Origin of the sequence: Actinoallomurus rhizosphaericola, assembly GCF_024055675.1 — a bacterium.
GTDB lineage: Bacteria > Actinomycetota > Actinomycetes > Streptosporangiales > Streptosporangiaceae > Actinoallomurus > Actinoallomurus soli.
Genome location: NZ_JAMXMW010000006.1, coordinates 292,327 through 316,886, shown reverse-complemented (window position 1 = coordinate 316,886; position 24,560 = coordinate 292,327). Strand labels below are relative to the sequence as shown.

Below are 24,560 nucleotides of genomic sequence, written 5' to 3'. Positions count from 1 at the left end.
GCGGTGGGTATTCGTTGCGATGAGTGTCGGTGAACGCTATGCTGGAGGCATCAGGGAGTGCGGAGGAGGTTGTGATGCCGGGAGGCAGGCTCACCCAGCAGGATCGCCAGCGGATCGCCTCAGGGCTGGCGGACGGGCTCGCTTATGCGGAGATAGCCAGACGCCTCGACCGTCCGACCTCGACGATCACTCGTGAGGTGATGCGCAACGGCGGCCCCACCGGTTACCGCGCCGACCTGGCCCACCGCGCCACCGAGCGCCGCGCCCACCGGCGCAGGCAGGCCGCGCCTCCGGGGCCGCAGACGCACGGCCCCGACGCCGAGGCCGTGCGGGAGTACGAGGAGACGCTCACCACCGTCTTCATGCAGTCGGGCACGCCCAAGATGATGGCCCGGGTGCTGGCCGGCCTCCTCTGCAGCGACACGGGCAGCCTCACCGCGTCCGAGCTCGTCGAGCGTCTCCAGGTCAGCCCGGCCTCCATCTCCAAGGCGATCGCGTTCCTCGAGGAGCAGGGCCTCGTCCGCCGGGAACGCGACGAACGCCGCCGCGAGCGCTACGTCGTCGACGATGACGTCTGGTACCAATCGATGATCGCCAGCGCCCGCGGCACCGCCCAGGTCGCCGAGACCGCACGGCAGGGCGTCACCGTCCTCGGTCCCGACAGCCCGGCCGCCGCCCGCCTCGAGAACATCGCCCGGTTCCTCGACTTCATCACCGAGAGCATCACCCGCGCGGCGGATCAGGCCCGCGAAGTCCTCCACACCAGAGCCGAAGCGGCCTCCGATCAGGACGCGGCCTCGGCGGCCGGCTAACGTTCCCTGCCGTGCCGGCCCCGTACAACGGTCCGGCGCGCGGCGGCGGGCAGCATCGCCGCCATGGCGGCGATGGCGGCGAAGAGCGGAAGGGCCCACCACACCGACCCGACGATGAGCGCCGTCACCAGAGCGGCGACGGCGGCTGCCAGGGCGGCGACCCACGGCCGGCGGGCCATGGCGCCCAGGACGCCCGCGGCGAGGGCGACCGGTGCCAGGACGATGATCAGGAGCACGCCGACCGGTCCCGGGAACTCCCGCCCCGCCGGGACGGCGGGGACGTGAGCGCGTCTCAGCAGGTCGAGCGTGCGCGGTGCCGCCAGCACCGCCACCAGCTCGATGACGATCAGCCACGCGGATCTTCCGCCCTGACCCGCGGCGTACAGCGCTGTGGCCAGCTCACCGCCGAGCGCGGTCGCCACGACGAGGGCCGCCGCGCCGGCCTTGGCCTGGACCGCGAGCAGCGGCGTCACCGCGACGGGAGCCAGGATGAACGCGGTGGCCACCATCACATCCGTGTCCCAGCCGGAGAACACCGCGACCAGCACGCCACCGGCCACCGCCACCAGCATGATCACCACTGCGGGCGCGCATCCCGGACGCTCAGGATCTCGTAACTCCTCCACGCGCGCATCGTTGCACCGGGGGATCACGGAGCGATGACGGGAGAAGCGGCTGAGAAGAACCTGGCGATGGTCGTGAACCGATCGCGGTCCTGGCGCAATAGGGATGCGATGGATGACGACAGGCTGATCGCGGCCATGGCCGCCGGTGACGACGCGGCGACGCGGGAGTTGTTCTTACGGCATGCGCCCTGGCTGGCGACGCGGCTCCGGGCGCTGTTGCCCGCGGCCGAGGTGGAGGACGTCCTGCAGGAGACGTTCCTCGCCGCCTGGCGTGGTGCGGCCGGTTATCGCCCCACCGGCGTGGCGGGCGGGTGGCTGTGGGGCATCGCCCGGCGCCAGGCCGCTCTCGTCCTGCGCCGCCGGCGGCCTGCGCACCTGCTGCCGTCCGTCGTACTGGAGGACTGGCCGGACCCGGAGGATCCGGCGGAGGCGGCATCGTCGCGGGCCGATCTCGACGGAGCGGTCGCGGTACTGGGCCCGCCGGGCGACCCGGATCCGGAGGTGTGGCGATTGCTGTACGTGGAGGACCGTCCGGTCGCCGAGGTGGCGCGGCTCATGGGAGTTCCCACGGGAACGGTCAAGAGCCGGGCGTACCGGGTGCGGCGCCGACTGCGTGCGGCGCTGCGCGTCACCGGAGAGGGTGGCCGCCGGGTCGAGGAAGGAGGCGTGGGATGAACGTGCCGGAGGACGTAAATCTGGACCGGGTGTGGACCGGGATCGCCACCGGGCTGTGGCGCCGCGAGGTGCGGTGGCCGGAGCGGATCATCGGGCGGTTGCTGCGTTCGCCGGGCCTGGCGCGGGCGCTGCTCACCACTCCATCGCTGCTCGTGCCCTGGTTACTCGCCAGCGCGGTCGTGCTCGGGGCGGGGACGGTGGCGACGGCGGCCAGCGGACGGCCTCTGGTGAGCCTCGTGGCGCCGGCCGTGGCCGCGGCGGGCATCGCCTACGCGTACGGCCCCGGGATCGATCCGGCGTGGGAGCTGTCGTGCAGTGCGGCCGTCGGTGTGCGGATGGTGCTGCTGGTGCGCGCGTTCGGCGTGCTCGCGGTGGACACGGTGTTCGGGCTGGTCGGCTCGGCGGCGTCGGGCGCGACGGTCGGCGTGACGTTCGGCTGGCTGATCCCGATGACGGCCGTGTCGGCGCTGGCGCTGGCGACCGCCACGGTGACACGGTCGGCGCTCGTCGGCACCGTCGCGGGATCGGCGGCCTGGGCCGGCACGGTCCTGTACACGCGAACCGCCGAGGGACGCGTCGCCGCCGTCGTCACCGACTCCTCCCTGGTCGTTCCGTACCTGGTGGTGACCGCCTGCTGCACGGCGATCGTCCTGTTCACCACCCGGATGCCGAAAGGATCGTCGTGACCATCGAGATCACCGAGGTCACCCGTCGGTTCGGCCGGACGGAGGCGGTGGCCGGGGTGGACCTACGGGCGGGGCCCGGCGTCCTGGGGCTGCTGGGCCCCAACGGGGCGGGGAAGACGTCGTTGCTGCGGATGATGGCAACGGTGATCGAACCGACGTCGGGGCGGCTGCGGCTGCTGGGTCGTGATCCGGGCGTTCACGGTGAGCGCCGGGAGCTTCGACGCCGGCTGGGGTACCTCCCGCAGAGCCTGGGCTACTACCCGGGCTTCACCGTGGTGGAGTTCGTGGAGTACTTCGCGTTGCTGAAGGAGATGCCCGCGGCAAGGGTCCCCCGCGCCGTCGCCGTCGCCGTGGAACGGGTCGGTCTGGGGGAGAAGGCGAAGGCGAAGCTGCGGACCCTGTCCGGCGGGATGCTGCGGCGGGTGGGGATCGCGCAGGCGATCGTGAACGACCCGGAGCTGCTGCTCCTGGACGAGCCGACCGCCGGGCTGGACCCCGAGCAGCGGGTCGCCTTCCGTGCTCTGCTGCGCGACATCGGCACGCGCGCCACCGTCGTGGTCAGCACGCACCTGGTGGAGGACGTGGGCGCCGCCTGCGGTGCGGTGGCGTTGATGGACCGGGGGAAGGTCGTCTTCCATGGCACTCCGGACGAGCTTGCGGCTCAGGGGGATGACCGCGGCGTCGGCGACGCTCCGTTGGAGCGCGGGTACACCGCGGTGCTGGCACAGGTGCGGTCATGACCCTCGCCGTCGCGCGCCGCGGCCCGCGTCCGCCGGGCCGCTCCGTGACGCGGCTGGTGAGCCTGGAGCTGCGCCGCAGCACGATGGTCTGGATGCTGCCGGTCGCCGCCGGCCTGTTCTGGTACAACGCCTTCCGCGAGAGCACGGCGCTTCCGCCGTTGTGGAACCTGCGGGCGATGGCCATGCAACAGTCGATCCTGCTGGACTTCGTACCGCCGGTGGTGGGCGCCGCCGCGTGGCTGGGGTCACGCGAGGGCCGTCACCGGATGGGCGATCTGATCGCCGGCACCCCACGATCCGGCTGGACCCGCCGGCTGGTCGCCTGGGCGGCCTGTACGTGCTGGGCCGAGGCGGCCTATCTCGGCTGCGTGGGCGTGTTGTACGGGATCACCGCGGGACAGGCCTCGTGGGGCGGCCCGCTGTGGTGGCCGGCCGCCGTCGGCGCCGCGGGCATACCGGCGATCTCCGCCCTCGGGTTCGTCGTCGGCGTGTTCCTGCCCCACCGGTTCACCGTCCCGCTGACGATCCTCGCCGTGTTCTTCGGGCTCGGGTTCGGCCTCTACCCCATCCACACGACGCCGTCGTACTGGCAGGTCGACCCGCTGTGGGCCCCGCCCAACGCCTCCGTGGCGACCTTCTACCCCTACCGTCCCGACCTGCCGATCGCCCAGGTCATCTTCCTGATCGGGCTCAGCGCCGCTCTGCTCGGCGTGGTGGGCCTGCCCGGCGCAGGGCGATGGCCGCGCCGGGCCGCCGCCTGTCTCGGCGCGGTCGGCATCGCCTCGGCCGTGACGAGCGTGCTGCTGGTCGGTACCGCCCGGCCGGACGGACACGGCATGACGCTCATCCCGGCGCTGCACGACTCCGCCGACGACCGCCCGGTCCCGTACACGCCGGTCTGCGGCCGGACCGCGATCCGGGTCTGCGTGCACCCGGCGCACGCGGCGTACCTGCCCGTTGTGACGGACGCGCTCGGACCCGTGCTGGGTGAGCTCACCGGCGTACCGGGCGCGCCTCTCGCCGTGGAGGAGACCGCTCCGGTGTTCCGGCAGCGGGGCGACGAGATGGTCGTCGGCGGCGGAGGCCCGCGTACCGTCGGCGGCCGTCCCGTGGTCGGCCTGGTCGTTCCGGATACGCTGCCCGGCGAGCACGGCATGACGACCGCGGAGTTCACGAGGGCGGTCGCGTCCTCCGCCGGCCTCGATCTGATCTCCACTGTCGTCGGTCGCGCTCCCCACCCCGGCCCGGCACAGCGGGCGGTCACGATGGCGCTGCTCACGGTGGCCGGGGTCGACGGGGGCCGGATGGCCGCGCGTCCCGCCGAGACCGGGCTGCCGAGCCCCGGGAGCCCGGAGTTCGACGCGGCCCGGCGGTTCGCCGCACTGCCGTTCTCGACCCGGCATGCCTGGCTGGTCGCTCACGCGGTCGCGCTGCGGGCCGGCCACCTCACGCTGCGAGACCTGCCGTGATCGCCTCCTCGGCCCGGCTGCGGGCGGCCGTCTCGCATCGGGCCGGACTGCGCCTCCTGCGGCTGTACGCGACCAGCCGCAGGCTGCCTCTCGCCCTGCTGATCCTGCTGATCTGCGCCGCCGGAACGCGGGTCGCGCTCCACTTGAGGTGGAACACCTACGGTGCGCTCCAGATGCCTCTGCTGTTCGAGACGGTGGCCGCGACGGTCGTCGCAGCCACCGTGGGAAGCCCGTTCGGTGATCCGGAGAGCGCGACCGGTCCGCGGCGCCATGTCCTGCGGCTCGGGGGTGCCTCGGCGCTGACCGCCATCGCCATGGGGGCGCTCGTCATCGCGGGAACCGGCCTGCACCTCGCCGGCGGCACCGCGGGAGTGCTCCGCAACGTCGCCGGCTCGACCGGCATCGGCCTGCTCTGCGCCGCCACGCTCGGTGCCGGTCTCGCCTGGACGGGTCCGACGGGCTACCTGGTGATCGCGATGTACGCGCAGTACACCCTGTGGCACGGCCCGGCCGTGACCACGCCGTGGACCTGGCCGGCCCGCCCGCCGTACGACGTCGGTGCCGCCGTCTGCGCCGGCCTGGTGTTCACCGCCGGCATGGCCGTCACCGCCGTCCGGGGAGGACCGGGCTCGCCTCGGCGTCCATGGCACGGCCGGGACAGGCTCACCGCTGCGGAGGCGTGGCGCCCACCGCCGGGAGGAGGTTCGCCTCCTCGTACGCGAAGTGGTCCTCCAGGCCGGTGACCACGCGGTCCAGTTCGGTGCGGAACCGCGTCACGTCGTCGCCGGACGGCCCTTCCCGCAGCAGCGCCTCGAAGTCCCGCAGGGCCTTCTCCATCACGTGGTGCTCGGCGCGCAGCCGCTCGACGACGGGGACCAGGTGCGGGAACTCGTCCTCGAACGCGGAGAACGCGCCGTTCTCGCGCGTGTGATGCATCTGCAGGCCGTAGCAGAAGGTCAGGCAGTGCCGGCGCAGCTGGGCGGTCAGGTCCGCCGGGGGGATGGGATCCGTACGGCCCGGCCCGCCGGCGAGGAGGTCGCCGATCCGTGCCCGTACGTCGCGGAGTTCGGCGCGGAGCTCCTCGTGGTGGCGGACGAGCTGCTCACCGATCATCCGGGCGCGCGCGGCGTCGGCGGACAGGTCCAGGGGGTGCAGGGCGACCACCGCAATCCTCCGGGTGGTCTGCTCCTGGTACCGGCGGAAGGCCGGATTGAGGGCGCACTGGTGTTCGTACCAGTGATCCCGCTCGTCGCCGTCGAGGACCACGGCGCGGGCGGCGAACGGGCGTACGCGGCCCTCCTCGGTGCCGACCTCGATCGTCACCTGCGAGCCGGCGACCAGGTTCTCGTACCAGTCGGGGTGCTCCGGCCGCCCGGCGTTGGAGGCGAACACGAGGTACCGGCCGCCGTCGCGGAGGTGGACGACGGGCGTGGTGTGCGGTCGGCCCGTTCTGCGGCCGGCCGTGGTCAGCAGCAGGAGCGGGACGCCGTCGAAGACCCCGCCGACCTTCCCGTTGTTCGCGCGGAACTCACCGATGATCGGGTCGTTGGGGTTCGGTGCCACGGGCGTTGCGTTCATGGGCGAGACCTCCGCCGGAGAGGGTCCGGTACGGTGTGGACGCCGTACGTATTTGTTTTGCAAACAAAGAAGCTTTGATCGCAAACGTATAGGGATGATCGCGGGGATGTCAACGGAGCAGACGCCAGAGCCCGGCCTACGCGCGGACGAGGCGGTCCGGGCCATGCTGTTGCTGATGCCGCGGCTGGCCGCACGGCTCAAGCGGACGCCGATCCCCGACCGGCTCCGCTCCTTCAATCTGGCGCCCAGGCACCTGTCGTTGCTGTCGTACCTGCTGTTCGACGGGCCGATGGCGGTCGGCGAGCTGGCCTCCCGGCTGCAGGTCGCCCCGACCACCGTGAGCCTGATGGTCAGCGACCTCACCCGGCAGGGCGTCCTGGTACGACGGTCGGACCCGGGAGACGCCCGGCGTACGATCGTCGACCTCACCGAGGACGCGGAGACCCGCTCGGCGATCGAGAGCTGGCTCGCCAACGGCGCGAAGTCCTGGCGCGCGGCGTTCGACCCGCTGTCCCCGGAGGAGCGCGCCACCTTCGTCCGGACCATCGAGACGTACGAGCGCCTGGCCGGCTCCGCCGACTGAGCCGGAGTTGACCTTCGAGTCGCTCGAAGGCCCACGATGTCCGGCATGAACGACGCCGAAGCGCTGGTCAGCATCGGGACCTTCGCCCGCCGGGTGGGGCTGACGCCGAGCGCCCTGCGGTTCTACGACGACTGCGGCGTCCTGCGGCCCGCCCGCGTGGACGCCACGACCGGGTACCGCTACTACGCTCCCGACCAGGAGCCGCGCGCCGTCCTCGTACGGCGGCTCCGCGAGGCCGGGCTGCCGCTGGTCGACGCGTCGGTGGTGCTCGACGGCGACCGGGAGGAGGCCCGCGCGGTGCTGACGGCGCACGCGCGCCGTACCCGGGACACCGCCGCGGCCGCCCAGGCGGCGATCGACGGCCTGCTCCGCGACCTCTCCGGCGCCGGGAACGCGGCGATGGCCCGCGTCGGCGGCGCGGAACTGGCCGGCGCGGTACGCCAGGTGGTGCCGTCGGCGGCCCGCGGCGCGGTGCGGGAGGAGTTTCCCGTGCTCGGTTGCGTGCTCGTCGAGCTCACCGGCCAGGAGGTGCGCCTGGTGGCCACCGACCGCTACCGGCTCGCCGTACGGGCCCTGCGCCCCAGTGCCGTCACCGGGGGTGCGCACGGCCTCCTGGCCGACGCCGGAACGATGAAGGAGATCGCCTCCTGGGCGATGCGCCTGCCGGAGGTCGCGATCGAGGTCGACGGCCGGGGCGCCCGCGTCCACGGCGACGGCGAGGAGCGGCCGCTCCCCGCCGTCGATGGGACGTTCCCCGACTACCGGATCGTCCTGGACGACCTCCCGGCCGCCCGGCACCGCCTCATCGTTGACCGCGACGCCCTCCGTACGGCCCTCGCCGACCACGACGACGGCCCGGTCCTCCTCCGGACCGACGAGCGCGATCGTCTCGTCCTGGGCCGGGCAGCGGCCGAGGTCCCGTCGATCTGCACGGGTCCTCCGCTGCGGATCGCGTTCGACCCGGGCGTGCTCCTGCCGGCGGTCGAGGCGAGCGTGGGCCCCGACGTGCTGCTGGAGATCTCCTCCACGCTCCGCCCGGTCGTCGTACGCTCCGCCGACCAGGGCAGTTTCACCACCCTCGTCATGCCGGTCCTCCAGGAAGAAGAGCGATGAACCCCGACAACCCGGTCGTACGGCTGTGCAGCGAGGGCATGCGTGCGGAGGCCGAGGCCAGGCAGAACGACGCGCGCGACCTCTTCCGGCGAGCGTGGGAGACGGCCACCGACGATTACGAGGCATGCGTCGCGGCGCACTACGTGGCCCGGCACCAGCCGACCTCCGAGGACACCCTCCACTGGAACCGCGAATGCCTCGCCCGCGCCGACCGGGTCGGCGACGAACGCGTCCGCGCCTTCTACCCGTCCCTGCACCTGAACATCGCCAAGGCCTGCCGCGACCTGGGCCGGCTCGACGAGGCACGCGAGCACTTCCAGCGCGCCGCCGCATGCGTCGACGCCCTGCCTCAGGGGCAGTACGGCGACTGGAACCGGTTCGCCATCGCCGAGGGTCTGCGCTCGACCGGCGGCCTGGACCCCCGTCCCGTCGACGACCTCCTGGCGGACCTGCTCTCCGGCCTGTGCGCCCGCCGCGACCTCAAGACGCTCGGCCTCATCCTTCCCGCCTACCTGGGCGACCTCGGCACGGACGACGACCGGACCCGCCTCGCGACCGCCCTCCACATGGTCCACGCCGCCCGTGGGCTGCCCGAGGAGGACCAGGAGGCGCTCGGCCGAGCGATCACCGCCCTCGCCTGACGGGGCCGCCGGGCGCAGGTCCCTCACCTCCTGCCCCCGGCGACCCCGCGCCAGGGCCTTAGCAGGCCGGGACGTCAGGGCGGAAATGTGCCGGCGGGTCGTAGGACCGCAGGGGCGGTCGTCCGCCTGTCCGCGTCCCGAGAACGGCCGCCCGATGAACGTCGCCAATCCGCTGGAGGAGTCGGTACGCCGACGGGTCATCGATCACCAGGCCCTCCGCGGTCACGGCCGAGAAGGCGGTGAAAGTGCGTCGCCAAGCCGACCAGATGACGACCCACCCCGGGCATCGTCGCTCCAGGTCGCGAGCGATCTGAGGAGCGTCGCCCTCCGGGCGTACGGGAGGCGTGCCCTGAGGCCTGCGCCTGGCCGTCATGGACGCGTTCCCAGAACTCGCCGAATGGCGGCGACCGCGCCGGTGACATCGGTCGCTCGCCCGATCTGGCCGCCCCAGGACCAGTAGAGCCACCAGTCGCCGGGATTCACCTCCTTGCAACTGATCTCTTCCGAGAGTTGATGGATGTCAGGATTAATCAGAACGAGGACCGGTGGATGTGCTCGAGAGGTCTGGACGACGCGCCCGGCCAATCCGTTCTCTTCCGCGCATCGCCGGAGGTTTTGGAGTAAGCGGATCATCGTCCCGGCTGGAGTTTCGTTCCCCATGAGAATTCCCCGTGAGCCTCGGTTCCGCGTCGCCGTGGCGACCTTTCGATCCTCAGAATCGATCACTATGCGTGACGCGGGAACTGCGTTCGCGGGACGGAGGGGACGTTTACCGGATACGCTTCAGACATGTCCCATCCGTCCCGCATACCGTAGGTGACGCTCATGCCGAATGACGCGCTTCGCCGAGCCATGTCCGAAGCCAAGATGACAGAATCGGACTTGGCCGCGATATGCCGAGTGGACGTGAAGACGGTGAATCGGTGGGTATGTCAGGAGGGTCGTACGCCCCACCCCCGTCATCGCTGGGCCTGCCTGTGACGCCCTTGGAGTTGATGAGTCCATGATCTGGCCGGATGCCATCCGAAACGCCGTGAAGACCGGACCGGACCGAGAAATAGTAAGTGTTTACCCCTTCCGGGCGGGGTGTCCGAAATCCGTATGGCGGAGCCTGATCGCTAAGGCCACTGATCAGCTGATCTTCGCGGGTTACACGAACTACTTCCTCTGGTTGGAACATCCGAGCCTGCGGAACGTTCTCCGGCGCAAGGCCGAGCACGGGTGCTCGGTCCGGTTCCTGATCGGGGATCCGGACAGCGAGGTGACCCGGCGCCGTGAAGAGATCGAGGCCGTTCCCTTGACGGTCGGCACCCGAATAAGGGTCACACTCGACGAACTATCCAAGCTGTCCGGAATCTCGGGCGTCGAGGCTCGTTTCAGTGATGAGCACATCGCCATGAGCGTTTTCGTCTTCGACGAGGAGATGCTCGTTACTCCCCATCTGGCGCGGCTCGTCGGACACGACTCGCCGATGCTGCACATCCGGCGCTGCCAGGACGACGGGCTCTACGACCGCTTTGCCTGCCACGTCACGGATCTCTGGAAGTCCGGCCGTCCCGTCTCGCCCGAGGCCTCGGCCACCGGGAGTGGGTGAGCGGTCAGCGGCGGGTGGTGTGGTGGTCGACGACGCGGGTGAGGAGGCGCGTCAACTGGTCGCGTTCGGCGGCCGAGAGCGGGGTGAGCAGAGCGTCCTGGATCTCGCCGAGCACGTCGGTCAGGCGGCCGAGGTGGTCGACGCCGGGCGGAGTGATCGTGATGATGTTGCGCCGCCGGTCGGCGGAGTCGGGTGAGCGTTCGATCAACCCCTTGCCGGCGAGTTCGTTGAGCGCCGCGACCACGTCGCTGCGGTCGATCCCGGTGCGGCGGCCGAGCGCCGCCTGACTGGCCGGGCCGAACTCCTGGAGGGCGGCGAGCAGCCGATAGTGGTACCCGCGGGCGTCCGCGGCGGAGAAGCGCTCGGTCAGGATTCGATGGCTGTGCATCGCCGCCTGGCCGATCAGCCAGGTCGGGGTCTCCTTGAGGAGCGCGGGCACCGTGTCGTCGGCCGTCATGGCCGCAGTCTAATCGTTGGCACGGCCCACGAAGGGCGCTATCGTTGGCTAAGCCAATGTTGGAATTGCCAATGAAAAGAGATGTCTCATGGGACGTAGCGACCACGCCCTGCTCTTCGACCTGGTCAACCGCCTGGGGCTGTGGCTGGACGAGAAACGGTTCGACGAGGCGCGTACGGTCTTCACCGAGGACGCGACGGCCGACACGGCGGGCGGCTCGGTGCGCGGGATCGACGCGCTCGCCGCGCAGGCCCGGCGCTCGCACCCGCCCGAGGTGGTGACCCAGCACTTCATCACCAATCCCCTCATCGCCGTGGACGGCGACCGCGCCACCATCGACGCCAACCTGCTCGTCGTCTTCGCGGGTCCGGCGCAGCGGCGGATCCTCGGTGAGCGGTACCGGCTGGAGGCGGCCCGCACCCCTGACGGCTGGCGGCTCTCCCGGGTCGCGGCCGACCCGGTCTGGGAGACGGCCGTGGCCTGAGGCGGGCGCCCGCGCGGTTGACCTTGACGTTACGTCAACTCCTATCGTCTGAGTCGCGGCCGGAACGCCCGGCCGCACCGGTGGATGGGACGGTCATGACCTGGTCGATCGCTCAGGTGGCCCGCATGTCGGGGGTCACCTCGCGGACGCTCCGGCACTACGACGAGATCGGCCTGCTCACCCCGGCGTACGTCGGGGACAACGGCTACCGCTACTACGAGCAGGAGCAGTTGCTGCGGCTGCAGCAGATCCTCGTGCTCCGGGAGCTGGGGGTGGGGCTGGCCGACATCGCCGACGCGATCGACTCGGAACCGAGCACGGTCGCGGCGCTGCGCCGCCACCACGCCCGGCTGCTGGCCGAGCGTGAGCGGCTCGGAGTGCTCGTCGACACCGTGGCCCGCACCATCGCCGAACTCGAAGAAGGTGGTGACACCGTGACCCCGAAGATCAACCGGCCGGAGAACCTCTTCGCGGGGCTGGACGCCTCGCAGTACGAGGACGAGGCCCGCGAGCGCTGGCCGGAGCAGTACGCCCAGGCCGCGCAGGCCCAGGCGGGTATCACACCGGAGCAGATGGAGACCTGGCAGCGGGACGTGACCGCGCACATGGTCCGGATGGCCGAGCTCAAGGTCGCGGGCGCGGCGCCCGACGACCCGGTCGTGCTGGACGAGGTGGACTGGAACTACCGCTCCGTGAGCCGGTTCTGGAAGCCGGACGCCTGCGCGTACACCAAGCTCGGGGAGATGTACGTCAACGACCCGAGGTTCCGCGAGAACTACGAGAAGATCACCGAGGGGCTGGCCGAGTTCCAGCGCGACGCGATGGCCGCGTACGCCCGCACCCGGCTGAGCTGACGGCCGGCCCGGCCGGTCGCCCGGAGGAGCTGCAGATCCTCCGGGACGGGCCCCGCCGTGATCGTACGCACCCGAAAATGAGGTGCCGTCTCCCGCCCTCGTTGTTAGGGTCCGCCGCATCGGCGTCGGTCAGGACGCCGTCGTCCGTACGAGCCAGGGGGCTTGCGATGCGCCAGTGGTCAGAGGTCATCACGACGGAAGATCACTCGGCGGCATCGAGGACGACACTCCATGACGACCCTGAACCTGGGGGTGCTCGCGCACGTTGACGCGGGCAAGACGACACTCACCGAGCGGCTGCTGTTCCACGCCGGCGTCATCGACGAGCCCGGCAGCGTCGACCGGGGCACGACGCAGACCGACTCCATGGAGCTGGAGCGGCGGCGCGGGATCACCATCCGGTCTGCGGTGGTCTCGTTCACCATCGACGACCTGAAGGTCAACCTGATCGACACGCCCGGCCACTCCGACTTCATCTCCGAGGTCGAACGCGCGGTACGGGTCCTGGACGGCGCGGTGCTGGTCCTGTCCGCGGTCGAGGGCGTTCAGGTGCAGACGAGGATCCTCATGCGCGTGCTGACCAGGCTGCGCATCCCCACGCTGATCTTCGTCAACAAGATCGACCGGACCGGGGCCAGGTACGGCGACCTGCTGGCGGAGATCACTCGCCGGCTCACACCCGCGGCCGTGCCGATGAGCGCGGTCACGGGCCTGGGCACGCGCGACGCCGTCACCCGGCCGTACGCCGCGGACGATCCGCGTCACCTCGATCGACTGGCGGAGGTGCTGGCCGATGGTGACGACTCGTTCCTGACGGCCTATGTCCAGGCCGACGGGCGGGTCGACGCGCAGGACTGCCGTCGGCGGCTGATCGAACGGACGGGCCTGGCGGCGGCGCATCCGGTGTTCTTCGGGTCGGCCGCGACGGGGATAGGCGTCGCCGACCTGGTCGGCGGGATCCGTGCGTTCCTCCCGCCGGCCCGGGGCGGCCGGGAGGAGCCGCTGTCGGGAACCGTCTTCAAGATCGAGCGCGACTCCTCAGGCCGGAAGGCCGTGTACGCGCGGCTGCGGACCGGGTCCGTCGGTGTCCGGGAGCACGTCACCGTACGTCGCCGCGTCGGCGGCCGGTGGGACCGTGCCGGGTGGGAGGAGCACACCGGAAAGATCACGTCGTTGCGGGTCTTCGAGCAGGGCGGGGCGGTGCCCGCGGACCGGGCGGGGGCGGGCGACATCGTCCGGCTCTCGGGGCTGAAGGACGCCAGGATCGGAGACCGGCTCGGTCGCCCCGGCGACGGGCCGGATGCCGGCCGAGTCGGCGGGTCCGGTGACGGGTCGGGGGAGGAGCGGCCCGGCGGGTCCGGCGACGGGCCGGACGAACCGCAGTTCGCGCCGCCGGCGCTCGAGACCGTCGTGCGCAGCGTGCGCCCGTCCGACGCCCCGCTGCTGCACGCCGCGCTGCAGCGGCTCGCCGAGCAGGACCCGCTGATCGACATTCGCGTCGACGACCGGGCGCGGGAGATCTCGGTGCTGCTGTACGGAGAGGTGCAGAAGGAGGTGCTCAAGGCCCAGCTGGAGGAGGAGGACGGCATCGCCGTCGCCTTCGCGGAGACGCGGATCGTGTACCTCGAACGGCCGGCCGGCGTCGGCGCGGCGTTCCATGAGATCGACCGGCACGGGGACCACGAGGTGTGCGCCACCGCGGGTCTCCGGATCGAGCCCGCCCCGGCGGGCGCCGGCGTGCGGTACCGCCTGGAGGTCGAGCCCGGGTCGCTGCCCGCGGCGTTCCACGCGGCGATCGAGGACAGCGTGCGCACCGCCCTGCTGCGCGGGCCGTACGGCTGGGAGGTCACCGACTGCGTCGTCACGCTGACGCATTCGGGCTACGCGAGCCCGGTCACCACCGCCGGTGACTTCCGGACGCTGACGCCCCGGCTGGTGGAGCGGGCGCTGCGTCGGGCCGGGACCCATGTGTACGAGCCGGTGGTCCGCGTGGAACTGGAGGTGCCGTCCGACCTCGTCAACGGCGTACTGGGCGTACTCGCGGAGCTGGCAGGCGCTCCGCACGACATGGCCGTGCGGTCCGGCACCGCGTACGTGACGGGCGTGCTCCCCCTCGGCCGGGTGCACGAACTCGGGCGGCGGCTGCCGGGGCTGACCCGGGGCGAGGGGGTGCTGCTGTCGGAGTTCGCCGGACATCGCCGCGTCCAGGGAGCGCCTCCGCGCCGGGCGAGCCCGGCTCCCGTCATCGGGTGATCGGAGAGCCTCCGCGCCGGGCGGGCTCCGTCATGAGGTGATCGGACGGCGGGTCCGCGCGCGCTTCAGCTCGAAGAAGCCGTCGGTCCCCGCGACCAGGAGCACGCCGTCCCACAGCCGCCCGGCGTCCTCACCGCGCGGGATGGGGCTGACCACCGGCCCGAAGAAGGCGATCCGCTCGCCGTCCGGGCCGGGCACGTGGATCGCCGGAGTGCCGAGGTCCTCCCCGACCGGGTCCAGTCCCGCGTGCTGGCTCTCGCGCAGGGCCTCGTCGTAGTCGGTCACGTCGGCCGCGTCGGCGAGCTCCGCGGACAGGCCCACCTCGGCCAGCGCGTCCAGGTACAGCGGGCGCCCGATCGGCGCCTTGTCGTGGTGGATCCGCGTGCCGAGCGCCGTGTACAGGTCGCGCAGCACCTCGTCGCCGTACTTCTGCCGGGCCGCGATCGCGACGCGCACCGGGCCCCACGTGTCCCGCAGCCACTCGGCGTACCACTCGTCGAGGCCCTCGCGGCCGTCGTTGAGCATCGCCAGGCTCATGACGTGGAAGCGCACGCGGACGTCGCGTACCTTCTCGACTTCGAGCAGCCAGCGGGAGGCGATCCACGCCCACGGGCACTTGGGGTCGAACCACATCTCAGCTTCGATCACGCCGCCAGCGTAGGAAGCGCAATGGCCGACCGTAAGGACCAATCGAGCGCGAAATGATCGGGCCAATGAGGATGCCGAAGAGGGAAACCCGGTCGGCCACGGCCGGTCGGCTCTCTAGGATGGCTCCGATGGACAACGACGCGCCGAAGCGGCCCGATGTCACGGTCATCGAGGTGCCGCAGTGGCAGGGGTCGTCCTCGGCGACGGCGCACCGGCTCCGCGCCGGCGCGCGTCTTCTGGCCGGTCTCCTGCCCGCCGCCGACCGCAGGACCGTCGGCGTCGCGGACCGCGCGGGCGCGGCGGCGCTCGCCGTCAACGCGCGGCGGATCCGCACCGCCCTGGAACACGTCGGCGGCCGGTTCACCGTCACGATCGGCGGTGACTGCGGCGTCGAGCTCGAGCCGATCGCGGCGGCGGCGCGCCGGTACGGCGACCGGCTCACGGTCGTCTGGTTCGACGCGCACGGCGACCTGAACACCCCGGCCTCGTCGCCCTCCGGCGCCTTCCACGGCATGGTGCTGCGCACCCTGCTGGGCGACGGACCGGCCGAGCTGGTGCCGGACCGCCCGCTGAAACCGAGCCAGGTGGTACTCGCCGGCGTACGGGACCTCGACCCGGCCGAACACGAGTACGCGGCCGCCGCCGGCATTCCCACCGTCGGCGACCCGGAGGCGCTCGTCGAGGCGGTCGGTGACGCGTCGGCGGTGTACGTCCACATCGACCTCGACGTCCTCGACCCGTCGGTCTTCCGCTCCGTCGGCCTGCCCACGCCCCGGGGCCTGACCCCGGACCGGCTGCTCGCGATGGTGACCGCCCTCGCCCGGCGGTTCGAGGTGGCCGGGCTCGGCATCACCGAGTACGAGCCCGCGCGGCCGGAGGACCAGGACCTCCTCGCCGGCCTGGTCCGTCCGATCGTGGACGCCTGCCGCGCCTCCGTCGCCGATCTGGTCGAACCCCGGGCCCGCGCCGCCTGGCCCGCCGAGTTCAGCGAGGAGCACGAGGGCTGGCTGCTACGGCACACCACGGGTGTCCGGCGACGCCGCTCGAACTCGGCCGTTGCCCCTCCGGCCGGTGCCGAGAAGGCCGTCCGCGACGTCGAGCGCTTCTACCGGGAACGTTCCCGGCCGGTCATCGTGCAGGTCATCGACGGCCTCGACGGCGCCGGCGACCTCGACGCACTGCTGGACCGGCGCGGGTACCGATTCGAGGCGCCGACGGCCGTGCTCACGGCGTTCACCGAGGACGTGGCGGCCGCGACGGAGAACGCCACGGCCCAGGTCGGGATCGACGCGGACCCCGCGGCGTGGCTCCCGGTCTTCGGCGAGCTCAGCGCCTACACCGACTCCGAAGCGGTCGGTTCGCAGGTGATCTCCCGGATCGCCGCGCCGGCCGGATTCGCGACGGCGGTCCTGGACGGGAGGCCCGAGGGCATCGGCCTGTTCGTGGCGGACACGGGCTGGGCCGGCGTCTTCTGCATGGCCGTACGGCCGGAACGCCGACGTCAGGGCCTTGGCGCCGCCCTCCTCGGCGCGGGCGCCCGCTGGGCCGCCCACCAGGGCGCGCACCGGATGTACCTGCAGGTCGAGGCGGGCAACGACGCCGCCTGGCGGCTGTACGAGAAAGCCGGCTTCACCCAGGCGTACGCCTACCACTACCGCATCGCGCCCTGACCGCCCGGCGGACGGCACGAGAACCCGCCCGCCACCGCTCCGTCAGCGGCCCGCACGATCCGGGGAGCCGTCCGCCACCCAGCGGTAGACCGCCGCGATCCCGTCGGCGACCGTGGTGCGGGGGGTCCAGCCCAGGTCGCGCGCCGCGCTGTCGTTCGCCAGCACGCTGCGCTGCACCTCGCCGGGGCGGGCCGGCGCGAACTCCGGGTCCAGCGGCCGGCCCGAGGCGCGGCCGAGCAGGTCGAGCAGCTCGCGAACGCTCGTCTCGTGGCCCGTCCCGATGTTCCACACGCCCGGCCGGTCCGTACGGGCGGCCGCGACGAACGCCTCGGCGACGTCGCCGACGTACACGTAGTCGCGGGTCTGGTGGCCGTCGCCGAAGACCGTCGGCCGTTCTCCGCGGTACGCGCGTCCGCAGAAGATGCCGACCACCCCCGCCTCGCCCGCCGGGTCCTGGCGGGGGCCGTAGACGTTCGCGAGCCGCAGGGCCGCGTGCCGGGTGCCGTACAGGCGGTTGTACAGGCCGAGGTACTGCTCGGCGCAGTACTTCGCCGTGCCGTACGGCGCCTCCGGCCCCGGCAGGACGTCCTCGGGCGTCGGCACCGGCGCGTCCACGCCGTAGATCGCGCCGCCGGTGCTGGCGAACAGCACCCGGGCGCCGACCGCGCGGGCGGCCTCCAGCACGTTGACGGTGCCGACGACGTTCACGGCGGCGTCCTCGGCCGGGGACTCCACCGAGACCCGTACGTCGATCTGCGCGGCGAGATGGCAGATCAGCTCGGGCCGTACCTGCTCGACGACCGCGTTCAGCGCCGGGACATCCGTGATGCTCGCCTTGTGGACGACGACCGAAGGGTCGAGACGCCCCGTCCGGCCCCGGGACAGGTCGTCCAGAACGGCGACCTCGTCACCGTTGTCGAGGAAGGCGTCCACCAGGTGGGAGCCGATGAAGCCGGCGCCGCCGGTCACGAGGATGCGCATGTTCGGCAAGCGTAGTGCCGCGTCCCCGCGCCGTCGCCCGGGTGCGCCGGGACACGGCGGCACCGGCGTGACGCCGCTCAGGCCGCGGGGACCTTGTCCAGGAAGCCGTGGACGTGCTGGATCCGGCCGTCCTCGGCGAGCACCACCACGTCGAAGCCGACCACGAGCGCCTCGCCGCCCTCCGGGCCGAGCTCCCAGGTGAAGCGCGCCAGGTCGTGGTGGGCGTCGACCGGCGTGCCGAGCCGGAACACGAAGTCGGGGAACTGACCCTGCACCGCGCCGATGACCGCGTCGATGCCGTCGTGCCCCCGCACGTCCGCCAGCGGGTCCACGTACGTGCCGTCCTCCGCCCAGAGGGCCTGGACCGCGGCGCGGCGGGCAGCGGGGTCCTTCTCGTTCCAGGTGTCGATGTACCGGCCGACCAGCTCGTTGACGTCGCTCATGACGTTCCTCCCTGTAGATCCGGCCGGAAGGTCCGGCGCGGTGATCCGATGCCCTCACGATGCCGCTGATCCAGCGCAAGATCGATTACGTGGGAGGTAACGGGCCGGCCTGCAACGGGTCTTCGTCGCCGGGCGCGTCCCGGCGTCGAATCAGCGCGCCCCGGGTATACCGAGACTCCCTCGCCCGACGCGGCCGTCCCGCGCGGGAGCCGTGGCCTGAGCCCAGGAAGGGACCCGGGATGAGGAGATTCGCGGACCGCCACGTGGGCGCGGTCGGGCTCGGCTGCACGGGGATGAGCCGCGCGTACGCCGAATCCGAGCCGAACGACCGCCGGTCGGTCGCCCTGATCAGGGAGGCCGTGGACCTGGGCGTGACGTTCCTCGACACGGGTGACGTGTACGGCGCCGGGCACAACGAGACGCTCGTCGGCCGGGCCGTGCGCGGGATCCGCGACCTCGTCGTCGTGGGCACCAGGGTCGGTCTCGTCGCGGACCCGGAGACCGGGCGGATCCGCTGCGACGGCACGCCCGCGTACGTGCGCGGGGCCGTGGAGGCGAGCCTGCGGCGCCTGGAGACCGAGACCGTCGACCTGTACTACCTGCACCGCGTCGACCCGGAGGTGCCGCTGGCCGAGACGTGGGGCGCCATGGCCGAACTGGTCGCCGAGGGCAAGGTCCGGCACCTCGGCCTGTCGCAGGTGACCGTCGCGCAGGCCGAGGAGGCGCACCGCATCCATCCCGTGGCGGCGATCCGGTCGGAACTGTCGCTCTGGATCCGCGACCCGCTCGGCACGGATGCCCGAAGAGGCTGCGCGGGCGGCCACCGGAGCGCGGACGGACAGGAGAACGGCGACGGGCGGGGGAACGTCGTCGGCTGGTGCGCGGCGAAGGGCGCGGCGTTCGTGTCGTACGCTCCGCTCGGCCGGGGGAACCTCCGCGTCGCCGACGTCGTGCGGAAGGTCGCCGAGCGGCACGCGGTGACCCCCGCGCAGGTCGCGATCGCCTGGACGCTCGCCCAGGGCGGCCACGTCATCCCCGTTCCGGGGACCACGCGGCAGAGTCACCTGTACGAGAACACGCGGGCGGCCGGCGTGGACCTCAGTGAGGACGACCTGGCCGAACTCGACGCCGCGCCAGGGTGCGTCACAGGTCCATGACGGCGAGGACGAACAGGACGTCCTCCTCCCCTTCGTTGGCGTACGAGTGCGGCCGGTCGCCGTGGAAGACGGCCGCGTCGCCCGCGCCGATCTCCGTACGGCTGGCGTCGACCGTGAGGGAGAGCCGTCCGGAGTCCACCGTGACGATCTCGCGGGTGCCGGGAGTGTGCGCCTCGCTGTCGCGGCTCTCGCCCGGGCGCAGCACCCAGCGCCAGAGCTCGACCGAGGGGCGCGGGTCGCTGCCGCCGAGGAGCGTGCCGGTGCCGCCGGACGGTCCGTGCCACAGGACGACGTGACGGCCCGCGGGGAAGAACTGGATCGGCGGCTCCTCCTCGACCTGGACGAGACGGGTGAGGGGGACCCCGAGCGCCTCGGACACTCGGATGAGCGTGCCGAGGTTGGGGTTGCCGCGGGCCTGCTCCAGCGCGACGAGGACGCCCTTGCTCACCCCCGCCCGCGCGGCGAGCTGGTCGAGGCTCCAGCCGTGGGCCGCGCGCAGGGAGCGTACGGTGCGGGCGACCGCGTCGCCGACCTTGTCCGTCACGGAGGACACCCTAGAGGGTCATTTCATTGCACCGCTCGGTATGCTCTAACGACCGAAGCCGAGAGGAAGATGTCCGATGCTCGACCAGATCGTCATCGATGAGGCGGTTAAGGCCCTGCGTCCCGATTTCGCGGTCCTGCTGATGACCGCGGAGGGACTCGCGAACGGGCCCTCGAACGGCCGTACCGGTGACATCACGCCCTCCGAGGGCGTGGACGGCGGCCACGTGGAGGCGTGGCGCGAGGCCTACCGCGGCTTCGGCGTCAACCCCAAGCGGGCCCGGCCGTCGGTGGACGCGCTGCTGCGCCGGGGCGACCTGCCGGAGATCAACCGGGTCGTGGACGCCTACAACGTGGTCAGCGTCCGGTTCGAGCTTCCGATCGGCGGCGAGGACCTCGACGCGTACGACGGGCCCGCCCGGCTCGTCCGCGCCGCGGGGGACGAGTCCTTCGACACGGTGAAGAACGGCGAGGCCGTCGTCGAGCACTCCGAGCCCGGCGAGGTCATCTGGCGGGACGGCACCGGCGTGACCTGCCGCCGCTGGAACTGGCGCCAGTGCACCCGCACCCGCATCACCGAACAGACGAAGAACGCCCTGTTCATCCTGGAGCGGCTGGAGCCGTACCCGCTGGACCGGCTGCGCGCGGCGGGCGACGCGCTGGCCGGGATGCTCGCCGAGATCTCCCCGGACGTCGTCATCCGTACCCGCCTGCTCGAACCGTGACGATCATCCTGGCCCTCGCCTCCGCGATCGCGTTCGGCGCCGGTGACTTCTGCGGAGGCGCGGCGACACGGCGCTCCGACGACCTCAGGGTGCTGCTGGCCAGCCTGCCCGCCGGGCTGTGCCTGCTGCTCCCCGTGGCCGTCTTCACCGGGCACTGGCACGCCGTGCAGCTCGCCTGGGGCGCGATCGCCGGGCTCGCCGGCGGCGGTGGGCTGCTGGTCTTCTACCGGGCGCTGGCGATGGGGCCCATGAGCGTCGTCGCGCCGGTGTCCGGGCTGATGGCCGCGGTCGTGCCCGCGGCCGTCGGCATCGCCCGCGGCGACCGGCTGAGCCTCACGATGGCCGCCGGGATCGTCCTGTGCCTGATCGCCATCTGCTTCGTCAGCATCGAGCGCGGGTCCGGGCCGGTCCGGCTGACCGGCGGGCCGGTGCTCGCCGCCCTCGCCGGGACGTCCTTCGGCCTCTTCTTCGTGATCCTCAAACTGGGCGACGACGGCACGCTGTGGCCGCTGGCCGCCTCGAAGGTGTCCGGACTGGCGGTCGTGGTCGTCGTCGCCCTGGCGAAGCGCCGTGGCCCCCTCGCACTGGTCCGGGACCGCGCGACGTTCGGCATCGCACTGCTGGCCGGCAGCCTCGACATGCTCGGCAACACGCTGTACGTCCTTGCCGCCCGCGCCGGCGTGCTCAGCGTGGCGGGCGTCCTCAGCTCGCTCTACCCGGCCAGCACGGTGCTGCTCGCCCGCATCGTGTACGGGGAGCGGCTGCGGCCGGTACAGCGCGTCGGTCTCCTCATCGCGGTCGTCGGCGTCGGCCTCGTCACGACCGGCTGAGAACGAGCCGCGAGAGCGCGCCGGACCACGTGTGCGCCGGACTCCCGGGCGCGCCCGACCGCGGGCGGACGGGAGCGTGCCGGGCCGGCCTGCGCGGCCGGGCCGGCACGCCGGGTCAGCGGCTGCCGAGATTGGCGGCGATGCTGGAGTGCTGCGGGCTGGACCGCAGCCCGGCGGACTCCAGCGCCTTCCGGTAGGCGTCCATCATCGCCTCGGTGTCGCCCGCGGCGCCGAACAGATCGCCGAGCTCCCGCCACACCCGCGCGGTGGCGCGCGACGGGGGGAGCATGCCGAGCTGGTCTCCGGTGGCGCGCAGCGCGGTCAGCGCCTCCTCGCGTTCACCGGTGGCCACGAGCGCCTGGGCGAGCATGAGCCGGGCCCGGATGGCGGTCACGGAACCGCCGGGGTGGGAGCTCAGCTCGGTCAGGACCCGCTGGGCGATCGCGACGGCGGCGCCGGGCTCGCCGAGCACCATCTTGGACCGGGCCGTCTCGATGAGGCACTCGGCGGCGTCGACGCCGCTCAGCGACTCCTCGGCCGCACGCAGCAGCTCCAGGGCCTTGGTGGCGGACTCCGCCGAGGCGTCGCCGGGCAGGAGGCTGCGCGCCGACGCCACCCGGAGCCGGGCCTGCGCCCTGGCCAGGGTCTCGCCCGCGTGCAGCGCGAGCGCCTGGTCGGCGAGGTAGAGGGACTCGCCGCCCGCGCCCTCCTCCAGCGCCCGCTGGCTGGCCTTGCGGTACGCGGTGATCATCGCGGCGGGGGCGGACTCGGAAGCGGCGAGGAGGCGCTCGGAGAGCGTCCGCGCCTGCGCGGTGTCCCCACGGTCGAGGTAGGTGGCGATGAGCGTACGCCCGACCTCCGCGGCCTCCTCGCCGCCGAGCAGGCCCAGCTCCGCGAGGCGCTCGAGCGCGGACTCGCCGAGCGCGATCGTACGGCCGAGGTCCCCGGCGGCGCGGTAGCAGCGGGCGAGCACGACGAGCACCGGGAGCCAGCCCGCGCGGCCGCGGTCGCGCGTGGCCTCCTCGCGCAGCTCCTCCAGCGCCCTGATCGCCTCTTCCCCGTCGCCGCGTGCTTCGAGCGCGCGTGCCTGTCCCCAGCGGGCGCGCTTGGCGAGGTCGGGGTCGTTGTCGATGGCGGAAAGGATGTCCGTGAACAGCCTGAGGGCCTGGTCGGCGTCGCCGGCCAGCAGGGCGAGCTCCGCGTGGCGGACGCGCACCTGCAGATGGAGGCGCTCCTCCGGCTCGATGCCCTCGGACAGGTACTCGGGGAGGCAGCCCAGTCGGCTAGCGAGCAGCCGGACCACCGCGGGCGTCGGGGTGCGCTTCCCCGACTCGATCAATGAGATGTAACTGTCGGACAGCTCAGTCCCGGCAAGCTGCGCCTGAGACAGATGTTTACTCAGGCGTAGGTTACGGACTCGCTCACCGACGCTTCCTTGACCCGGCATCTCGACTCACTTACCGAAGGGCTTCACCCGTAAAGGGTTACGTCTTGTTCGTAGGGTGCACTACCTCACACATGGAGAGTAACCCAAACAACAAGGACAACATGGATAAGTTTTGGTCAAGTCGTGGGTCGAATCAGTCGTCAGCGTCGTCCTTGCTCGGAAAGATCATGCTGCAGACCTCGAGGTAGAGCTGTTCGGGGTACGGCAGGAAGCTCACGACGCGGAACGCCTGGTCCTGGCCCGCGGACTCCAGGACGAACTCCCCGTAGCCGAGCATCCGCCCGGTGATGGACCGCTGGAAGCTCATGTCCGTGACCTTGGACAGCGGCATCATCGCCACCTTACGGGTCAGTAGGCCCGTGGTCAGGAGCATGCGCTGGTTCGTGATCACGAAGTAGTCGACGGACCACTCGGCGACCTTCCAGACGAACCAGGCGAGCAGCACCAGCCAGGCCCACCAGATCCAGCTGACGATCGCTCCGCCCTGCTTCGCCAGCAGGTTGCTGAGCACCCCGGCGACGATCAGGCCGCCGAGCACGAAGCCGATCGGGGTCATCAGCACCGCGGGGTGGCGCCGAACCGTGATGACTTGATGCTCGTGCGGCAGCAGGTATCGGTGGATGGATGCGGGCGCCGAATCGCCCGGCGTCACCAGCCTCATAGCGCGGTCACGAATTGAGCCGCCGAAACGCTCGCCGGGGTGCGGCCGCCGTCGGCGCTCCGGGCGATGTGCGTCGCATCGCGGGACTTCGGCGAGGAGGAGCCCGTCAAGGCCCCGCCCGTCCGAGTGAGGTACTTCTTCAAGGAAACCCCGCCTCCCGAAGGCCGACCCACTGACCCATTAAATTTGTACACCACGCAGCGATCCAGTAGCAAAGAGCCGCGGGCCCGAGGCGGTCACACGACGCCGTACAGGCGGTCCCCCGCGTCCCCGAGCCCCGGCACGATGAAGCCGTTCTCGTTGAGGTGGGAGTCGATCGCGGCCGTGACGACCCGCACCGGCACCGGACAGTCCGCGAGCTCGTCCTCCATGCGGGAGATGCCCTCCGGGGCCGCCAGCAGGCAGATGGCGGTGACGTCGTCGGCGCCCCGCTCCATGAGGAGCCGGATCGCCGCGGCCAGCGTGCCGCCGGTGGCCAGCATCGGGTCCAGCACGTAGCACTGACGGCCCGACAGGTCGTCCGGCAGCCGCGTGGCGTACGTCGTCGCCTGAAGCGTGCCCTCGTTCCGCACCATGCCGAGGAAACCGACCTCGGCGGTCGGCAGCAGCCGCGTCATCCCGTCGAGCATCCCGAGGCCGGCGCGCAGGATCGGCACGACCAGAGGCTGCGGCCGCGTCAGCCGTACGCCGGAGGCCTCTGCGACGGGTGTGGCGACTCTCACAGGAGCGACACGAACGTCACGGGTCGCCTCGTACGCCAGCAGGGTGACCAGCTCGTCGGCGAGCCGGCGGAAGGTGGGGGAGTCGGTGGTCGCGTCGCGGAGCGTCGTGAGCTTGTGCGCGACGAGGGGGTGATCGACGACGAGGGTCTTCATGTCCGAAAAGGTATC

27 protein-coding genes are annotated in these 24,560 nt (G+C 72.1%); 17 read left to right on the top strand and 10 right to left on the bottom strand.

What is annotated here, in order from left to right; all coding sequences use genetic code 11:
* The first annotated feature begins 74 nt into the window (after window positions 1-74).
* Entirely contained in the window at window positions 75-812 is a 738-nt protein-coding gene (locus NE234_RS16970) for a GbsR/MarR family transcriptional regulator (protein WP_252781253.1), read from the top strand.
* Here NE234_RS16970 and NE234_RS16965 read toward each other — a convergent pair.
* Window positions 809-1,438 carry a hypothetical protein gene (locus NE234_RS16965; protein ID WP_252781252.1) on the bottom strand — a complete coding sequence of 210 codons (630 nt, stop codon included), beginning with the start codon at window positions 1,436-1,438 and terminating at the stop codon, window positions 809-811. The genes NE234_RS16970 and NE234_RS16965 overlap by 4 nt on opposite strands.
* Before the next feature lie 108 nt (window positions 1,439-1,546).
* On the opposite strand from NE234_RS16965, the gene NE234_RS16960 reads away from it, so the two are divergent.
* From NE234_RS16960 to NE234_RS16940, 5 genes are read left to right on the top strand one after another with little or no spacing between them, the layout of a single operon-like run.
* The gene (locus tag NE234_RS16960) at window positions 1,547-2,113 is read left to right on the top strand and encodes an RNA polymerase sigma factor (protein ID WP_252781251.1); all 567 of its coding nucleotides are present in this window, start codon (window positions 1,547-1,549) and stop codon (window positions 2,111-2,113) included.
* Window positions 2,110-2,799 (top strand): hypothetical protein, encoded by a 690-nt coding sequence (locus NE234_RS45075; RefSeq protein WP_252781250.1) that lies wholly within the window; start codon window positions 2,110-2,112, stop codon window positions 2,797-2,799. Before NE234_RS16960 ends, NE234_RS45075 begins: the two co-directional genes overlap by 4 nt.
* Window positions 2,796-3,539 (top strand): ATP-binding cassette domain-containing protein, encoded by a 744-nt coding sequence (locus NE234_RS16950; RefSeq protein ID WP_252781249.1) that lies wholly within the window; start codon window positions 2,796-2,798, stop codon window positions 3,537-3,539. The genes NE234_RS45075 and NE234_RS16950 overlap by 4 nt, the downstream gene beginning before the upstream one ends.
* Window positions 3,536-5,008, top strand: a complete 1,473-nt coding sequence (locus NE234_RS16945) for a hypothetical protein (RefSeq protein ID WP_252781248.1) — start codon at window positions 3,536-3,538, stop codon at window positions 5,006-5,008. The genes NE234_RS16950 and NE234_RS16945 overlap by 4 nt, the downstream gene beginning before the upstream one ends.
* Entirely contained in the window at window positions 5,005-5,751 is a 747-nt protein-coding gene (locus NE234_RS16940) for a hypothetical protein (protein ID WP_252781247.1), read from the top strand. Before NE234_RS16945 ends, NE234_RS16940 begins: the two co-directional genes overlap by 4 nt.
* Here NE234_RS16940 and NE234_RS16935 read toward each other — a convergent pair.
* Window positions 5,672-6,586, bottom strand: a complete 915-nt coding sequence (locus NE234_RS16935) for a nitroreductase/quinone reductase family protein (protein WP_252781246.1) — start codon at window positions 6,584-6,586, stop codon at window positions 5,672-5,674. The two genes, NE234_RS16940 and NE234_RS16935, sit on opposite strands and share 80 nt — an antisense overlap.
* Before the next feature lie 106 nt (window positions 6,587-6,692).
* Between NE234_RS16935 and NE234_RS16930 the strand changes: the two genes are divergently transcribed.
* From NE234_RS16930 to NE234_RS16915, 4 genes are all read left to right on the top strand, one after another.
* Window positions 6,693-7,169, top strand: a complete 477-nt coding sequence (locus tag NE234_RS16930; protein ID WP_252781245.1) for a MarR family winged helix-turn-helix transcriptional regulator — start codon at window positions 6,693-6,695, stop codon at window positions 7,167-7,169.
* A 45-nt stretch (window positions 7,170-7,214) separates the two neighbouring features.
* Window positions 7,215-8,282: a DNA polymerase III subunit beta family protein gene (locus NE234_RS16925; protein ID WP_252781244.1), complete on the top strand. Its 1,068-nt coding sequence runs from the start codon at window positions 7,215-7,217 to the stop codon at window positions 8,280-8,282.
* Window positions 8,279-8,923 (top strand): hypothetical protein, encoded by a 645-nt coding sequence (locus NE234_RS16920; protein WP_252781243.1) that lies wholly within the window; start codon window positions 8,279-8,281, stop codon window positions 8,921-8,923. The genes NE234_RS16925 and NE234_RS16920 overlap by 4 nt, the downstream gene beginning before the upstream one ends.
* A 1,003-nt stretch (window positions 8,924-9,926) precedes the next feature.
* Window positions 9,927-10,517 (top strand): hypothetical protein, encoded by a 591-nt coding sequence (locus tag NE234_RS16915; RefSeq protein WP_252781242.1) that lies wholly within the window; start codon window positions 9,927-9,929, stop codon window positions 10,515-10,517.
* A 4-nt stretch (window positions 10,518-10,521) separates the two neighbouring features.
* Here the strand turns inward: NE234_RS16915 and NE234_RS16910 are convergent, their stop codons facing one another.
* Window positions 10,522-10,974 (bottom strand): MarR family winged helix-turn-helix transcriptional regulator, encoded by a 453-nt coding sequence (locus NE234_RS16910; protein WP_252781241.1) that lies wholly within the window; start codon window positions 10,972-10,974, stop codon window positions 10,522-10,524.
* Window positions 10,975-11,062: 88 nt separating this feature from the next.
* On the opposite strand from NE234_RS16910, the gene NE234_RS16905 reads away from it, so the two are divergent.
* The 3 genes from NE234_RS16905 (at window position 11,063) to NE234_RS16895 (ending at window position 14,565) form a co-directional block, all read left to right on the top strand.
* Window positions 11,063-11,458, top strand: coding sequence for a nuclear transport factor 2 family protein (locus NE234_RS16905; RefSeq protein ID WP_252781240.1), 396 nt, complete (start codon window positions 11,063-11,065; stop codon window positions 11,456-11,458).
* A 95-nt stretch (window positions 11,459-11,553) separates the two neighbouring features.
* Entirely contained in the window at window positions 11,554-12,312 is a 759-nt protein-coding gene (locus NE234_RS16900; protein ID WP_252781239.1) for a MerR family transcriptional regulator, read from the top strand.
* A gap of 231 nt (window positions 12,313-12,543) precedes the next feature.
* Window positions 12,544-14,565 (top strand): elongation factor G, encoded by a 2,022-nt coding sequence (locus NE234_RS16895; RefSeq protein ID WP_252781238.1) that lies wholly within the window; start codon window positions 12,544-12,546, stop codon window positions 14,563-14,565.
* A 30-nt stretch (window positions 14,566-14,595) separates the two neighbouring features.
* On the opposite strand, the gene NE234_RS16890 is transcribed toward NE234_RS16895, so the two are convergent.
* Complete coding sequence (locus tag NE234_RS16890; RefSeq protein WP_252781327.1) at window positions 14,596-15,198, bottom strand: DsbA family protein; 603 nt, start codon at window positions 15,196-15,198, stop codon at window positions 14,596-14,598.
* Window positions 15,199-15,341: 143 nt separating this feature from the next.
* On the opposite strand from NE234_RS16890, the gene NE234_RS16885 reads away from it, so the two are divergent.
* A complete protein-coding gene (locus NE234_RS16885; RefSeq protein ID WP_252781237.1) occupies window positions 15,342-16,883 on the top strand; it encodes a GNAT family N-acetyltransferase in 1,542 nt (513 codons plus the stop codon).
* Window positions 16,884-16,925: 42 nt separating this feature from the next.
* Here NE234_RS16885 and NE234_RS16880 read toward each other — a convergent pair whose 3' ends face one another.
* Both NE234_RS16880 and NE234_RS16875 read right to left on the bottom strand, forming a co-directional pair.
* Complete coding sequence (locus NE234_RS16880; RefSeq protein WP_252781236.1) at window positions 16,926-17,864, bottom strand: NAD-dependent epimerase/dehydratase family protein; 939 nt, start codon at window positions 17,862-17,864, stop codon at window positions 16,926-16,928.
* 77 nt (window positions 17,865-17,941) lie between these two features.
* Window positions 17,942-18,307, bottom strand: coding sequence for a nuclear transport factor 2 family protein (locus NE234_RS16875; protein ID WP_252781235.1), 366 nt, complete (start codon window positions 18,305-18,307; stop codon window positions 17,942-17,944).
* A gap of 239 nt (window positions 18,308-18,546) precedes the next feature.
* On the opposite strand from NE234_RS16875, the gene NE234_RS16870 reads away from it, so the two are divergent.
* Window positions 18,547-19,464 (top strand): aldo/keto reductase, encoded by a 918-nt coding sequence (locus NE234_RS16870; RefSeq protein WP_252781234.1) that lies wholly within the window; start codon window positions 18,547-18,549, stop codon window positions 19,462-19,464.
* On the opposite strand, the gene NE234_RS45330 is transcribed toward NE234_RS16870, so the two are convergent.
* The gene (locus NE234_RS45330) at window positions 19,451-20,008 is read right to left on the bottom strand and encodes a helix-turn-helix domain-containing protein (protein ID WP_252781233.1); all 558 of its coding nucleotides are present in this window, start codon (window positions 20,006-20,008) and stop codon (window positions 19,451-19,453) included. The genes NE234_RS16870 and NE234_RS45330 overlap by 14 nt on opposite strands.
* 76 nt (window positions 20,009-20,084) lie before the next feature.
* Between NE234_RS45330 and NE234_RS16860 the strand changes: the two genes are divergently transcribed.
* Entirely contained in the window at window positions 20,085-20,732 is a 648-nt protein-coding gene (locus tag NE234_RS16860) for a B3/B4 domain-containing protein (RefSeq protein ID WP_252781232.1), read from the top strand.
* Window positions 20,729-21,562, top strand: coding sequence for a DMT family transporter (locus NE234_RS16855; protein WP_252781231.1), 834 nt, complete (start codon window positions 20,729-20,731; stop codon window positions 21,560-21,562). Before NE234_RS16860 ends, NE234_RS16855 begins: the two co-directional genes overlap by 4 nt.
* 115 nt (window positions 21,563-21,677) lie before the next feature.
* Here NE234_RS16855 and NE234_RS16850 read toward each other — a convergent pair whose 3' ends face one another.
* The 3 genes from NE234_RS16850 to upp form a co-directional block, all read right to left on the bottom strand.
* Window positions 21,678-23,009: a helix-turn-helix domain-containing protein gene (locus NE234_RS16850; protein WP_252781230.1), complete on the bottom strand. Its 1,332-nt coding sequence runs from the start codon at window positions 23,007-23,009 to the stop codon at window positions 21,678-21,680.
* A gap of 133 nt (window positions 23,010-23,142) precedes the next feature.
* Window positions 23,143-23,670, bottom strand: coding sequence for a PH domain-containing protein (locus tag NE234_RS16845; protein ID WP_252781229.1), 528 nt, complete (start codon window positions 23,668-23,670; stop codon window positions 23,143-23,145).
* Between the two features lie 236 nt (window positions 23,671-23,906).
* Window positions 23,907-24,545: a uracil phosphoribosyltransferase gene (gene upp / locus NE234_RS16840; RefSeq protein WP_252781228.1), complete on the bottom strand. Its 639-nt coding sequence runs from the start codon at window positions 24,543-24,545 to the stop codon at window positions 23,907-23,909.
* Window positions 24,546-24,560: the final 15 nt, after the last annotated feature.